The 13,762-nt window shown below is 62.2% G+C and carries 13 protein-coding genes and 2 pseudogenes; 4 read left to right on the forward strand and 11 right to left on the reverse strand.

Annotated elements, in window-relative coordinates; all coding sequences use genetic code 11:
- Positions 1-330: 330 nt before the first annotated feature.
- From BJF92_RS26455 to BJF92_RS09355, 10 genes and pseudogenes are all read right to left on the reverse strand, one after another.
- Positions 331-624, reverse strand: coding sequence for a RidA family protein (locus tag BJF92_RS26455; RefSeq protein ID WP_158032214.1), 294 nt, complete (start codon positions 622-624; stop codon positions 331-333).
- A gap of 36 nt (positions 625-660) precedes the next feature.
- Positions 661-1,065, reverse strand: a complete 405-nt coding sequence (locus BJF92_RS09320; protein ID WP_075634492.1) for a type II toxin-antitoxin system VapC family toxin — start codon at positions 1,063-1,065, stop codon at positions 661-663.
- A complete protein-coding gene (locus BJF92_RS09325; protein WP_075634493.1) occupies positions 1,065-1,310 on the reverse strand; it encodes a type II toxin-antitoxin system VapB family antitoxin in 246 nt (81 codons plus the stop codon). The genes BJF92_RS09320 and BJF92_RS09325 overlap by 1 nt, the downstream gene beginning before the upstream one ends.
- Before the next feature lie 115 nt (positions 1,311-1,425).
- The gene (locus BJF92_RS09330) at positions 1,426-2,025 is read right to left on the reverse strand and encodes a hypothetical protein (RefSeq protein WP_075634494.1); all 600 of its coding nucleotides are present in this window, start codon (positions 2,023-2,025) and stop codon (positions 1,426-1,428) included.
- A 315-nt stretch (positions 2,026-2,340) separates the two neighbouring features.
- Positions 2,341-2,508 (reverse strand): hypothetical protein, encoded by a 168-nt coding sequence (locus BJF92_RS25540; protein ID WP_158032215.1) that lies wholly within the window; start codon positions 2,506-2,508, stop codon positions 2,341-2,343.
- A 301-nt stretch (positions 2,509-2,809) separates the two neighbouring features.
- Positions 2,810-3,205: a hypothetical protein gene (locus BJF92_RS26300; protein WP_342585780.1), complete on the reverse strand. Its 396-nt coding sequence runs from the start codon at positions 3,203-3,205 to the stop codon at positions 2,810-2,812.
- Positions 3,202-3,384 (reverse strand): hypothetical protein, encoded by a 183-nt coding sequence (locus BJF92_RS26305; protein ID WP_075634496.1) that lies wholly within the window; start codon positions 3,382-3,384, stop codon positions 3,202-3,204. Before BJF92_RS26305 ends, BJF92_RS26300 begins: the two co-directional genes overlap by 4 nt.
- A gap of 92 nt (positions 3,385-3,476) precedes the next feature.
- Positions 3,477-3,890 (reverse strand): hypothetical protein, encoded by a 414-nt coding sequence (locus BJF92_RS09345; protein ID WP_078057951.1) that lies wholly within the window; start codon positions 3,888-3,890, stop codon positions 3,477-3,479.
- A 92-nt stretch (positions 3,891-3,982) separates the two neighbouring features.
- Positions 3,983-4,452: pseudogene (locus tag BJF92_RS26460) on the reverse strand (hypothetical protein).
- A 97-nt stretch (positions 4,453-4,549) separates the two neighbouring features.
- On the reverse strand, positions 4,550-6,322 hold the full coding sequence (locus BJF92_RS09355) for a ParB N-terminal domain-containing protein (protein ID WP_075634497.1): 1,773 nt from the start codon (positions 6,320-6,322) through the stop codon (positions 4,550-4,552).
- 356 nt (positions 6,323-6,678) lie between these two features.
- Here BJF92_RS09355 and BJF92_RS09360 point away from each other — a divergent pair, with 356 nt between their 5' ends.
- The 4 genes and pseudogenes from BJF92_RS09360 (at position 6,679) to BJF92_RS09375 (ending at position 8,466) form a co-directional block, all read left to right on the forward strand.
- On the forward strand, positions 6,679-6,918 hold the full coding sequence (locus BJF92_RS09360) for a FitA-like ribbon-helix-helix domain-containing protein (RefSeq protein ID WP_075634545.1): 240 nt from the start codon (positions 6,679-6,681) through the stop codon (positions 6,916-6,918).
- The gene (locus tag BJF92_RS09365; protein WP_075634498.1) at positions 6,915-7,358 is read left to right on the forward strand and encodes a type II toxin-antitoxin system VapC family toxin; all 444 of its coding nucleotides are present in this window, start codon (positions 6,915-6,917) and stop codon (positions 7,356-7,358) included. The genes BJF92_RS09360 and BJF92_RS09365 overlap by 4 nt, the downstream gene beginning before the upstream one ends.
- Positions 7,359-7,611: 253 nt before the next feature.
- On the forward strand, positions 7,612-7,962 hold the full coding sequence (locus BJF92_RS09370; protein WP_075634499.1) for an antitoxin Xre/MbcA/ParS toxin-binding domain-containing protein: 351 nt from the start codon (positions 7,612-7,614) through the stop codon (positions 7,960-7,962).
- Positions 7,963-7,966: 4 nt separating this feature from the next.
- Positions 7,967-8,466: pseudogene (locus tag BJF92_RS09375) on the forward strand (RES family NAD+ phosphorylase).
- A 70-nt stretch (positions 8,467-8,536) separates the two neighbouring features.
- On the opposite strand, the gene BJF92_RS09380 reads toward BJF92_RS09375, so the two are convergent.
- Positions 8,537-13,633, reverse strand: a complete 5,097-nt coding sequence (locus BJF92_RS09380; protein ID WP_075634500.1) for a DEAD/DEAH box helicase family protein — start codon at positions 13,631-13,633, stop codon at positions 8,537-8,539.
- Positions 13,634-13,762: the final 129 nt, after the last annotated feature.

Raw genomic sequence — 13,762 nt, forward strand, 5'->3', positions numbered from 1 at the left:
CCCATGCCCGTCATAGTCTGACCGCAACGAAATCCCCGAACCCATCGCAAACCTCCTGTTTGCGCCATCGATTCAGATTCGTCGCCTTTTAAGAATCCCGAGAGTCGGCATCATTGAGGGTTGGTATTATTCCCATTAAAGCATGATAGAGAGCCCGGATCGTTTCGAAGCAGGAGCATCTTAAGCGACGGCGACAGCATCCATTTCAAAAAGAATTTCAGGATGGAAAAATGCCGACACCTGTACGAGGATGCTGGTAGGCGCGCGTCTCGACGAAATGAACTGATCTCTGACTCAACGAAGTGCGGGAAGGTCATGCATATCCTTCACCTAGAGCCCGATCTTGACGAGTGCATTGAAGTCTGTGCCAGCTTCTCTCAACGCAACACCTACGTTTTCGAAGACCTTCACCGCTTGCGCCTCTAAGTCACCGTTGCCGATTAATGAGCCCTCCGCACTCATCGGAACTTGCCCGGAAGTGTAAATTGTCCTCGCTGCCGCTCGGACAATCGCGATATGAGAGCAATTTGCGGTCGGCGGAAGGCTCTGCGGGGATAGCAGCTCAACATTAGGATTTATTCGCAATTCCTGTTCGGTTCCACAAATCAGTCTGGTCCGATGCACGATGACAATGCCTGACGGTCACCTTTGGATGTCATCCTACGGTACAGTCTCAAGGTCTGTCTGACGGAATTCGTCAGCGGTCGCGAGAATTGGCACGCGATAATATTTGGCACAGGCGTAGTGCAGACAATCGCCGAGATTGAGGCCATGACGGCTCGACCGAAACCGGCGCGCGGCCGAAAGCGCGAGACTGGTCGCGTGCTTCGCCGGCGGCAGGTCGCAGATCTCGATGCCGCGGGCTTCAAGGAATTCCATCACGATCGGTTCGACCGTATCGACAGGAAGGGCGAACTTGTCGGGCCGGGACAGTCCGAGAACCGCCTCCAGCACCGCAACGGGCGAGGTCATCCGCGTCTGCGCCGTCATGAGCGCGTCGGAAACACGATCGGCCTCGGGCTCGTCGGAAAGAAGGGCGATGATCGCGCAGGCATCGACGAACATCAGCCTTCGTCCCACATTGCGTCGAAGGCGTCGCGGGGCAGGGGCTTGCTCGCCTCGTCGCCGAGCGTGACGCCATGCTTCGCCCTCAGCCGTCTCGCCGTCTCGCGGGGCGTTTCGCCGTTGCGCCGCCGTTCGATCGCCTCTCTCATGGCGATGATGATGGCGTCGGTGATGCTGACGCCGGCGATGGTCGCGAATTTGCGGGTCAGCGCGTCCGCTTCCGCATTGTTGACATTGATGGCCATAGGCGACCTCATATGTAGATGAGTGGGAACTATGATGTAGATCAACTGATCTACATCTGCAAGTCGAGCGGGGAGCGAGGGCGGGGCGGGGCCGCAGCCCCGCCCTGCCGCCGGTTCAGCCGAGGGCCGCCAGTTGTGCCTCAGCGGCCTTGCGGTCGAGAGCCTGGCCGGGATTGTCGACCGGACGATCGAAGGGCTTCCACACTTCGCCGACGATCTGTTCGTAAGCAGAAACCGCACCTTCAGCGGCCATCCTGAGCGCATGGGCCTGGATGCCCATATCGGCTGCGAATTCGCGCTTGCGCTGGGCGGCGCTGTCGTAGCCGACGGGGCCGTCAAGATCCTCGTCGCGGGCGTCGGCGGCACTCTTCGCAGTGGCGTCGCGTGCTTCGATCACGGCCTTGCTGTAGAACTGGCCGGCGCCGTGAGCCGAGCCGACATAGGCTCCGACGATCCGCTGCAAATGGATCTCCATCGCCCGTTCGCCAAGGCCATCGGAGAGGCCGGTAGCGGTCTCGACAATGAGGCGCTCATGCATGTCGCGGATACCGTCGCTGTCGAGGATGGCGGTGCCGAAGCTTTCGGCGATGCGCAGGGCTTGCGTTTCATCGGGGCACGTCAGGCGGACCATTTCGATGGTGGCGCCCTTGCGGAGTTGCACGACGCGGGCAGTGGGACGGTTAGGCTGGTGGGAAGAGGTTGCGGGCTTTGCCATGGTGATTTCCTTCTCGTTCGCCGAAGCGGTTCCGGCCCCCTGGCCGGTCCGTCCTTCGGTGCGGTCGAACAGAACCGGCGCGAACCGGGCGGTTCAGGGTCCGGGCGGACCGGATCGAGCGAGACAACCATGCGGACAAGCGGGTCCTCGAGACCTGCGAAGCCCGCATGGTTGTTTTGTCGAGATCGGTATGACCGGCCGCTTCGCGGCGCGGAACGCGGCCTTGAACCACACGGGCGCTGGTTCAAACCGCAGCAAAACCGAAGGACAGGCCGGCCAGGGGGCCGGAACCAGGGATCAGAACCGGGAGGAACATCATGCAAGGTGCCCGCGCAGACTCTGTCTCAACCCTACCTCATCAGCGCCGATCTGCATCCTCTCGCCCCGTTGCGACAACAATCCGCCGGCCGAACCCGAGACGCCCAACGCCTTGATCCGCTCGATATGGCTGACCGTCAATTCCGACGAGATGATTGCCGCCACGATCCGACCCGATCATTGGTCCAGGTGCAGATCGGCGGCGCGGTCGACGGACGGCCTTCGGCACCATGTCCCAGGCGCGGCATGACCTGTCGGATAGGAAACCGGCGTGACCGGATGATCCGGCCAGGTCTCGCAGCAGCGGTCGCGCCGGAAGATCATCCCGCGGCCACGCTCACTGTTTCCCGGCGCCGTGGGGGACTTCCCGATGACGATCGGCGGCGCTCGCGTAGATCGGCAGTCGCCCGGTCGTGCCGAACCAGTTTGCGCGACAGGACGTCAAGCTCGTTTCGACGCTCGATGGTCAGCCGGTTGACATGCGCCTGGAACAGAGCACGTCATCGCAGCGGGTCCATAGCGAAGCGGATCGCTTGTGTGACCGCCCTTTGGCCTTCTCGGTGGCCGTCATCCTCTCGGCGCGGCAGGCCTTCTGGCGGTGGATGAGATCGAGGTGGCGGCGGGTTTCCCGATGCGCGGCCCCCATTCGAAGAAGAAGCGCCTGGCGTCTGGGCGGCTCGATCATGTGGTCCCTCCCTTGCACACCAACGAAACCAGATGGCCCATCATAGAGAGCATGGCGATCAGGATCGATAACGAAGCCGAAGCAGCCGACCGCATATTCATGCGAAGGAACGAGAAAGCGACACTCCTTGATGCCGAATGCGCGTGTGCCGCAGTGCGTCGCGATGACTTCAGTCATCCCGGAATGACGATCCGAGCGGAATGCGAATAGAAATCGCTTCGCTTCAACGCGTCGAGCGGTCGCGCAATCCGCCACGCACTGGCAAGGACATGCCCGCCCTGCCTCGGCAGAATGGCGAACACCAGATCGCCGACGCGGGCGACCGGGAGATCCTCGGCCGACTGGCCGAATTCCACCTCAGGCAGGCCGGCAGGCAGGGCGATAGGGGAGGGGGGAAGCGCTCATGCCGCCCTCCCTTCGTCGATATCGGCGCCAACCTCGTCGGTCGTCACCTCTGCGAGAACCATCGTCCCTGTTCCGAGGTTGCGGAGCCGGATTTCCGCGTGGTCGCGGGTGGAGGCGAGATCAACAGTTCCAGCGCGTCGCCCACTTGCTCAAGGATGCGGACGAAGCCGACCGGCAGGCGTTCGACGATCCTGAAGCGGAGACCGGAGTGGATCGGAAGGGTGATGGAATTGGTGTCCCCGTTCGAACCATTCCCGCCGATCCGGACCTTGAAGCTTACCGGCATGCTGGCCTGGCCCATGACCGATCGATCGGTCTTGCGAACCAGACGGCCGGAGGCATTGTTCCTCTTCCATGCGGTATGATGGTCGAGGTGTTCCGACGGGCAGGGTCGCCCATCCGACCAGGCAATGATGGCGCCGAGCGGCGCGTGCTCGAAAATCAGATGCGCGGACATGTGTCTCTCCTTGTTGCGCGGGTGGAGAAATGAAAGCGCCGCCGACCTTGCGGCCGGCCGCGCGATGGCGTTCGGAAGAGGGATGCGGCGCGCTATGCCGCTGCGTTCGGCGAGCAGGAACTCTCCTGCGCATCCGTGACCTCCTCGACTACGGCGTGCGGATAGCCGTGCCGGGACAGCCGTTCCTCTGCGGCAGTATGATCGGCGGCGAGGTGAACGAGTTCGGCATCATCGGGTCGGTCGAAGACGCGAATCGATCCTACGGCGGGGGGTTCGACGACGCCGAACATCAGCTGGCCGCTGCCGACATCGAAACTGCGGTGGACACGAAGCACGATGGTTCCCTCGCTGCCATAATCGCCTCATGGATCGTAAAGCTCGCCGGGAACTGTATGTGCCGTTCAGGCGTGGAGCCTGCTTGCGGATCAGCCGGCCAAAGCCGTTATTGGCCTTCAAGGCACGCAGCTTTTTGCGGTGATACGCCGGGGGGCTGCGGCGTGCCGCGAGACCATGAGACGATCGAGCCGATGGGCGCGCGATCGTAGATAAGAGATGCTTGAATTTATCTTCTCCCGGAATTTTGAGTGGTTTTGAGATGAATTCCGTCGCCGACCTTGCAGCCGACGACGCCTATCGTTCGAAAGGGGAGGGGAGCCTGGCTACTCAGCGGCTATCCCGTAAGCGTGCTGTTGCTCTGGCGCGCCGTGTTCATCGCGATCCTGCTTCGGGATTTCATGGAGATCGTCGGCTTCGCAGTCTGTCTCGCCTGCACCTGCCTCGGCGTCGCCGATGACGTCAGTGCGCTCGCCATCGGCGGTCGCGTCCTCATCCTCCCGGTCTTGGAGTTCTGCATGCTTCACGAGTTCGGCGACGTCATCGGGCGTCGGCGCGAACAATGCGGCTGGATGGACGAAGTGGCCGTCCCTGAAGTGGTCGATCAGCGCGGATCGCGTTTCGCGGACCTTTTGACGTGGAAGCACCTTTGCCTCTTTCGCCGCCGCCTCCAGGGCCTGCCGCGACAGGCAATTAAGGAAGTCTTCCGTGCCCATGTTGGGCAGGAAGCTGTCGGCACCAATGGCGTTGCCTGCGATACGGGAGACAACCCCGCTATTCGACATGCCGCGCCGGCAAGACAGAACCGAGATCAGCATCGAGCGGGCCGCGACACGCAGCGTCTCCATGTCGTAGGCGATCTTGCCGTCGTCGCCGATCAGGCGGGCGGCGTGGCGCTTGAACCGTTTCTGCTCGAACGCAGTGTCGTTCGCACCGGAGTCAACCCTGACGTTCAGCCCGGCGAAGGCCAGAACCAGGAGCGCCATCAGCATGTCGTCCTCGACCGGCGCACGGCCAAGCGCCTCATGCAGCGCGTCGGTGCGGAAGTCCCCGATAATGTCATGGCCCTTCTGGGTCACGTCGGGACGCGACTTCGGCGGATCGACAATGCGGCCGTCATGAGCCGAGCCGTCACCAACCGCGCCGGACACGCCGTTCCTGCTCGCCTTCCTTTCCTCCGGCATCCGGAACGCCACCGACTGCACCTTGCCGGCACGGTCGACATAGATGGCGACATGATCCGACTTCGACGGCTTGCCGTAGACCCGTTCCGCCTTTTTCGGCAGTTCCGGCTGACCCCAATTGTTGACTTCGACGATCTTGCCGTTCTTCGGCAGATTGCTCGTCATCCACTCCTGCTGCGCACCAAGGAAGCCTTCGATATTGGTGGTATAGCGACCGTCTTCGTCAGCCGGCGCAAACAGATCCTCCACCCACTCGATGCCGTAAGCCGCGGCAAGATCGTCGCCGAAGCTGGCGTCCTTTGCGAACATCCGCTCCTTCGACAGCGCCTTGGCGATCTCCCACCAGCTTGCCGTCTGCCCCTTTTTCGGCTTGCGCGCCTTCCAGACCTCTCTCTGTTCATCGAGTGATGCAGAGGCGATGGTGCGCAACTCCTGCTCCCGCGGCATGTCTCCCAGCGCCATCTGGTCGAGCATCGCAGGAAGGACATTGGCCAGCAGCCTGAGCTTGCGGATCTGGCGCACCGGCAATGTCAGCGCGACGCCGATCGCCTCCTCGGTCCAGCCGAGCGCTACGAGCCGTTCGATGCCGCGCCACTGGTCGACGGGATTGAGCGGTTCGCGCGCGATGTTCTCGATCATCGAGCGCATGGCGCCGTTGTCGTTGGCGGCCTCGACGACGATGACCTCGATCTCGTCGAAGCCCGCGGCGATCGCCTGCCTCACGCGTCGATGGCCCGCTTGAATCACGTAGCCGTTGCCTCCGCCCGTCTCCGGTGACGCCACCGGTGGCTGGATAATGCCAACGGCCTTGATGGTGGCCAGCAACAGGGCATCCGACTGGGGAGAGGATTTGGAACGCCGCGTGTCATCAGGATTGTCCTTCAGTGCGCGGGGATCGAGTTTGAGGATCTGCATGGGATCTGCTCCTTCCGGGTTCTGGGAACCGGCACTTTGCCGGTCCTTTCTGTCTTCAGTTCTTTCCGAAGACACCTCCCGGACCGCAGGGCGGACGGACCGGCGCAACTGCGCGCGAGCGGCCCTGGCCGTCAGGGCGAGAGGGGCGAAGCTTTGCGAGAACGACGGGCAGGGGTGAGGAGGGCGCTATTGAGCGATAGCGGCGGCGGGAAGGCCGATCTGCGAGAGGGTTGTCTTTCTTTGTTCTTTCCGACCCGGCGAATGCGGATCTGGCTCGCTGCACGAGCGGAGCATAACCTTGCCTAACGGAAAGGTTATTGCTATCTTTGTGCTCAATGTCTGCAAAGGAGAACGAGGTGGCCGGAAATCTGCACGTTCGCAATCTGGACGACGAGTTGATTGCCAAGCTCAAGACACGAGCGGCCCGACACGGGCGTTCGGCCGAGGCCGAGCACCGTGAAATCCTGCGGCAGGCTCTGGAAACGGAAGTCGAGCCTTCATTCGATGACCTGGCGGCTCAGTTGCGGCGGCTCACGGCCCAGCGCAAGCAGACACCCTCCGAGGTTCTGCTGCGCGAAGGGCGCGACGAGCGGTGACAGAAACGCTCGTCATTGATGCCAGCATCGCCGTAAAATGGGTGGTCGAGGAAGAGGGCACGCCCGAGGCGCTCGGGCTACGGCAGAGCTTTCGCTTTATAGCACCCGAGTTGCTGACCGTGGAGTGCGCCAACATTCTCTGGAAGAAAGTGCAGCGAGGTGAACTCAGCCGCGAAGAGGCACAGCTCGCCGCCAGCCTGCTGGCGCGCGGCGATATAGAGCTGTTTGGCATGCGGGGATTGCTGGTGAAAGCGACCGAACTGGCAATGGAGATCGGTCACCCGGCCTATGATTGCATGTATGTCAGCCTCGCGATCAGCCGCAACTGTCGCTTCGTGACGGCGGATGAACGTCTGCTTCGCATCCTCGCACAGAAGGCCCCGCGAAACATCGCCGATCTCTGCGTGACGCTGGAGCAGATTTCATCCGGCTCGCATTGACGGGAGAAAGCCATAATGGCCATGATCGGTGGTCCTTCCGGATAGCGGTGGGTCCTGCGCCGCGATATCCGCCCGTTCATTGTGACCTACCAGCGCAAGAGCAGGAAGGTTGAGCGATAGCGCCGCCGGAAGGGCCGATCTGCGGGAGTGTTTCTTCCCCCTTCCTCTTCCTTTCCTGCAAGAGATTGAATGCCAGTGGATTTGACGCGATATAACGTCAGCATCAATTGCACACCACGGAGGGAGGTAGATCATGAGCCTCGCCCAATACGCAGACGATGCACTGTTCGCACCGCGTAAGATCGTGGATGCACTTTGCACGACAAGCAAGGAGATCGGCCGCACCGCCGGCTTCGGAAAGGATGCGATCCAGCGCAAGGATCGGCTTCGCTCCGACAGAACGCAGCGGCGGCTGCGGGAAATGATCGAGATCGTCAACAAGGTTGAACCGCGCTTCGGCTCAGCGTCGATAGCTTATGCCTGGTATCGCTCCGAGCCACTGTCCGGATTTTCCGGGCAGACCGCGATGCAACTCATCCGTAACGGTCGCGCGGACGAGGTGCTGGACTATATCGAGGCCGTTGACGCTGGCGTCTACGCATAGCCCGATCGATGAACTACCAGGGAAGCTCTACCGGGCGCTCCGTCCGATCTACGCCCGTGAGCCTCTATCCGGACGTGGCGCGGAAATCTATGGAGGCCGGTTCAACCCGAAAGGCGTGCCGGCCCTTTACACATCGCTGACGATCATGACTGCGCTGAGAGAAGCCAACCAGGTCGGCAATCTGCAACCGACCACGCTGGTTTCCTATGATGCCCATATCGAGCATGTCTTCGACTGCTGGGACGACACGGCCCTTCGGGCGCAAGGGATGGATATGGCGGCACTCGCCGATCCGACCTGGCGTGATCAGATGAAGGTTTCGGGGAGGCGAGAACGCGAACTTTCGCGCGTCAACTCGTCACCAACGGCTACAGCGGGCTGATCGTCAAGAGCTTCGCACCCGGCGCCATGGATGACGATATCAATTTTGTCCTTTGGACTTGGGACAGCGCGGCTCCAAGCCGTCTTATCCTCATCGATGACGAAGGCCGACTGTCACGATAATGCGCGCATGACCCATCTGTGTTGGCGCGACACGCCTGCCGCGATAGCCCTGTGAGCGGCGAAGGTTGCATCAAGCCGCGGCTTTCCTAGCCTCGACATCTTCCCGCACCGAGGCTGCCAGGCTTTCCTCGACCTGTGCGAGCTGGCGGCGCTTCTCGGCCAGTTCATCGCCAAAGGCGAACGTGCCGTCGAGCCGCGACCTGTAGGATCCCAGACGCTGTTTCGCGTCTAGGAGCTTCTGGCGATGACGCTCACGCTCCCCGTCGAAGTCATCCAGCGCATGCTCCAGGCGGGAGACGGCGCCAAGCGGGGTCACGGTTACGGGAAGATCGATTTCGTAGTCAGCGCCGGTGCGCCGAAGCAGCGTCTGATAATGATAGGCGTCGCCACGACCGAACCTCTCGCCCTCATAGACGAGATTGAAACCGCCAATGCTGGCGAGGTGGACCTCGCCCTGCTGTTGAAGCTGGACAAGGGTGAGGATTTCCTTCATCAGCGCCCGCCCGGCGTCCTTGCGCTCCCGACATGGCTTGCCGCTCACCGTCATGGCGAAGTCCTTCCCTGACGTCGGGACCAGACCCTCGATGTCCTGGCCGATCTCGGCGATCCGCCTGGTCGATACTTCGATGTCCCGCTCGGCGTCCCTGATCTGCCGGCGGACCGCGAAGAGATCGTCCTCATGGGCCGCGCGCAGCCGTTCCAGCCGGGCGATCTCGGCTTCCAGTCCGGCCTTGCGCATCAGTCGCTCATCGCCGCTGGCGATGGCCTTCGCCATGGCGAACTGGTTGGCCTGGCCCTCGTTCAGATCTTCCAGGCGTCGAATGGAAGTGTCCCCCGACAGAGCGGCTGCAATGAACTTGGCCTTGCGTTCGTTGTTCTGCCACATGGTCGCGTCAAGGGAGCCCTGCGTGGCATAGGCGAAGATATCGACCTCTTCGTGCTGGTTGCCCTGGCGCACGATACGGCCTTCGCGCTGCTCAATCTGCGAGGGCAGCCAGGGGACATCGAGATGGTGGAGCGCCTTCAACCTCAATTGCGCGTTGACACCGGTCCCCATAGTTTCCGAAGAGCCTATCAGGAAGCGGACCCTGCCGGCGCGTACGTCTGCGAACAGCCGCTGCTTGGTTTCGGTTTTCTTGTAGTCCTGCATGAAGGCGATCTGCGACGCCGGCACGCCTAGCCGGATCAGTTCGTCGCGGATCCAGCGATAGGCCGAAAAACCGCGGGACTTCTCGACACTGATCGTTCCGAGATCGGAAAAGATCATCTGGGCCGCACCGGGGAGATCGTAAGACTTGCCATCGGGGCGAAGATAGGTGCGCCCTGATGTCTCCTGCCAGATGCGATGCGCATTGCGGACGAGCAGGTTGAGCTTGTTGTCCGGCTCATCCGCCATCGCCGGCATCACCAAGCGCAAATCGATCGCCGCGTGCCGGCCGTCGGTGATCACGGAAAGCAGGATATCGTCGCCCCGCTTTGCCGGGCCGTGGCGCTCCTCGATCGCCTTGATGCGGGTTTCGAGGACCTGCTGATACGCCTTGAACGCCGATGTCGGCTTTGCCGTCACGATCTGGCGCTTGCCGGTCGAGATCGCCGGAACCTTGACATAGGCGCGAAGGTCTTCCGGCATCACGACGTCGGCAAAGCTGCGGAACATCGAAATCAACTCGGGGACATTGACGAAGCTGGCGAAGCGGCTAACCGGCTTGTATTTGCCGGAGGGCTGAAGCTCCAGCTCCGTCGTCGTGTCGCCAAAGGTCGAGGCCCAGGCGTCGAATTCGTGAAGACCGCGTTCTTGCAGCGCCTGATAGCCAAGCAGACGCTGGATCGAGAACATCTCCCCGAGCGTATTGGTGATCGGCGTGCCCGAGGCCAGCACCAGCGACCGGCCCGGATTTTTCGTCTCGATGAAGCGTGATTTGACAAAGAGGTCCCAGGCACGCTGCGAGCCGTTCGCATCGATGCCTTTCAGGGTCGACATGTTGGTGGCAAAGCAGAGCTTCCGAAACTCCTGCGCCTCGTCGACGACGATCTGGTCAACACCGATTTCGGCGATGGTCAGGAGGTCATCCTTGCGGGTGGAGAGTGCCAGCAGGCGCTCGGCCAAACCCTCCTTCAGACGTTCGAGCCGCTTGCGCGAAACGCGATCCTCACTGTCGACCTTGGTCAGCAGATCCTCGTAGAGTTGCAGCTCGCCCTGGATCATCTGTTGCTCGAAGGCCGAAGGCACGGCGATGAAACGGAAGGCAGAGTGGGTAATGATGATCGCGTCCCATGTTGCCGTGGCGGCGCGCGACAGGAAGCGGGCGCGCTTGTCCCTGGTAAAGTTGGTCTCGTCGGCAACAAGGATTCTCGCGTTCGGATAAAGCGCCAGGAACTCGCGGGCCGCCTGCGCCAGGCAATGGCCGGGAACCACCAGCATGGCTTTCGCGATCAGGCCGAGACGCTTCTGTTCCATGATCGCCGCTGCCATGGTCATGGTCTTCCCCGCGCCGACGGCATGAGCAAGATAGGTGGAACCGGAGCAGACGATCCGCCAGATGCCGCGCTTCTGATGGCCGTAAAGCGTAAAGGCGCTCGAGGCGCCCGGCAGCTTCAGGTGCGTGCCGTCAAATTTGCGCGGTGCGATATTGTTGAAGCGGTCATTATAAACCCGGGCCAGGCGGTCGGTTCGATCGGGATCGGTCCAGACCCAGTTCTGGAACGCCTGCTTGATCTTCTGCAGCTTGTCGCGCACGGCTTCGGTGTCGATGACATTCAGCACACGTCGCTCGCTGCCATCCTCGTCCTTGATGATGTCGAAGATCTGCGGCACCCGGCTGTTCAGCGCGTCGGCAAGCAGTTCCCCGGCGTGGCGGCGGCTGGTCCCCCATTCGGACGTGCCGGCGGCGCTGTAGCCGAGCTGACGCGCATCGACCGTCCACGAGCCGATATCCGGCATGTGGTGTATCCTGATCTCGACGCCCATGGTTTCCTTGACGAAGGCCACCACGTCGGATGCCGGTATCCAGGGGCTGCCGAGACGCGCGGTGATATCGGAGGGGCGAAGGTCGGCAGGTTGCACCGCCTGCAGCGCCCGGACATTGCGCTCATAGGCCGGATCGAGCGCGGCGATCGCCTCCGCCGCCTTCAGCTTGTCACGCACAGGACCGGACAGATAAGCATCTGAGGTCAGCCAGACGCCATCGACAGGGTTCTGGAACACCGTGTCGCCGAGCTCCCCTACGACATCGCCGGGATCGCGATGCAGCAGTTCGGCGATATGCTCGAGATCAACATTGCCGCGCTCGTTCAGCACGACAGCCAGCGCATCGGCAGCGCTTGTGATCACCGGCGGCGCGGGCGGCGCAATAACCCGGGTGGTGAAGATCGGACCCGGCCTCGCCGTATCCGTCTCCAGATCGTAATCCTCGACGGAGGCGACCAGCCAGCAGTCGGGATCGTCCCGGAAGGGCTGGAGGTTCGGCTGGTGATGGGTTTCCTTCACCTCCCCGGTCTGAGTGTCTTGCATTATCGAGACCGTGGTGTGATTGATCGGGCCGAAGGCGCGCACAAAGTTCGACCAGGCAATGCGCAGCCTGACCTGCAACTCCTTCCACGGGCGATCCTGCTCCTGTGCCTTCAGCACGGCGCGCACGGCATCGCGGACAGGGATCAGCTTGCTGATGATACGGAGCTGTTTCTCAGATACGCCATCGGCAGAACGGCCCTTGCGCAGCTTGATCTCAACCGGCGCGCCATCGACCATCTGCATGAGGCCTCGGGCATGATCGATGAAGAAGCTGCCTTCGCGGATCGAGACGTCCGGGCGAAGGTCGACGATCTCGCCGAGCTCCTCTTCCAGATTGACGTCGATTGCGTCCGGCTCGCCGTCATAGCAACGTTCCGGAAGCCGGGAGATGGCGGCGTTCAGCGCGGCTTCCAGATCGACGCCGGAGCGAGAACGGCAGGTATAGGTCTCGCCGAACGGCCCGGATGTCAACGCGTGGTCGCCGAGTACAAAGTCCGGATGGCGGGCAAACCAGCGATTAACGCGGACGGTGCCCACGTCATCCGTCGCCGGACGGATCTCATTGACATCAAGCCACATCTGATCGCCCTCCGGCTCGCCCACCTTACGCTTGCGGAAGAACAGGACGTCCACCACGACATCCGTGCCGGCGTCACGGCGGAAACTACCCTCGGGCAACCGAATGGCTGCGATCAGATCTGCGGATTTGGCGATATGTTCGCGTGCGGTAACATCGGCCTTGTCCATTGTCCCAGCACTGGTGACGAAGGCGGCAAGCGCGCCGGGCCTTAGCAGATTGATCGAGCGGGCGATGAAGTAGTCGTGCAGGTGCAGCCCAAGCGACCGGTATTGCCGGTCGGAGCGCACGGTCCGGTCGGAGAAGGGCGGGTTGCCGATGGCGAGATCGTAGATTGCTGCGAGATCGGTGTGCACAAAATCGCCTTCGATAATCCGGGCCCTCGGCTGCAACAGCCGCGCAATCCGCGCCGTCACGGGATCGAGTTCCACACCCGTGACGTAGGAGACACCCCGGAAGGCTTCCGGCATCAGCGCCGGAAACAGCCCGGTGCCGATACCCGGCTCCAGCACGCGGCCGCCGCGCCAGCCCATCCGCTGCAACCCGGCCCAGATCGCCCGGATGATGAATTCCGGCGTGAAATGCGCATACTGCGTGCAGCGCGACAGGCTGGCATAATCGCCATCCGACACGGCGTTCTCCAGCGCCGAGCCGAGATCATCCCAGCCATCGCGGAAATCCACCTCGCCTGGACGGCGGAACATGCCGGTCGCCAGTTCGGATGCGCCGAAACCGGTGAAACAGATCAGCTTCGCCTGCTCCTCTCTCGTGGCCGGGCGGTCCTGCTTTTCGATCTCGTTGGCGGTCAGGATTGCCGCGAGATTCAGACGCGCTCGCTCTTTCCATGACGGAGGAAGGCCGCGATCTTCGCTGTCGGAGAAGTGAAAGTTTGCGCAATCGCCCTGCCGACGCGGTTTTAGCGGTCGAGAGGTCTTGATCGGCACGGAGGGCGCACGCGCAGGCGGCGTGGCATAAGAGGTGTCGTCATTTGTCGCAAGTCCACCGCATGCGGTGACGCCGAGAACGGATGACAGGGCGCTGCTGCCAAACATGTCGAGGGTGAACGGGTCGTTGCTCACGGAAATTTCCTTCTCTGATCGAAAACGCAGGTCATCGTCCTGCTGGAGGCACCAGCCGGCTGGAAATGCGCGGAATGTCGGGGATTGGTGGCCGTCCGTTCGTTATGGTCGGTGGGAGAACGCCGGCCT

Origin of the sequence: Xaviernesmea rhizosphaerae (assembly GCF_001938945.1) — a bacterium.
Lineage (GTDB): Bacteria > Pseudomonadota > Alphaproteobacteria > Rhizobiales > Rhizobiaceae > Xaviernesmea > Xaviernesmea rhizosphaerae.

What these genes read in the sequence shown, in the direction of transcription:
- BJF92_RS26300 (WP_342585780.1), bottom strand. Translation starts at nt 3,205, where the DNA reads ATGACTGAAGTCATCGCGACGCACTGCGGCACACGCGCATTCGGCATC.
- BJF92_RS09325 (WP_075634493.1), bottom strand. Translation starts at nt 1,310, where the DNA reads ATGGCCATCAATGTCAACAATGCGGAAGCGGACGCGCTGACCCGCAAA.
- BJF92_RS09345 (WP_078057951.1), bottom strand. Translation starts at nt 3,890, where the DNA reads ATGTCCGCGCATCTGATTTTCGAGCACGCGCCGCTCGGCGCCATCATT.
- BJF92_RS09355 (WP_075634497.1), bottom strand. Translation starts at nt 6,322, where the DNA reads ATGCAGATCCTCAAACTCGATCCCCGCGCACTGAAGGACAATCCTGAT.
- BJF92_RS09370 (WP_075634499.1), top strand. Translation starts at nt 7,612, where the DNA reads ATGAGCCTCGCCCAATACGCAGACGATGCACTGTTCGCACCGCGTAAG.
- BJF92_RS09320 (WP_075634492.1), bottom strand. Translation starts at nt 1,065, where the DNA reads ATGTTCGTCGATGCCTGCGCGATCATCGCCCTTCTTTCCGACGAGCCC.
- BJF92_RS09330 (WP_075634494.1), bottom strand. Translation starts at nt 2,025, where the DNA reads ATGGCAAAGCCCGCAACCTCTTCCCACCAGCCTAACCGTCCCACTGCC.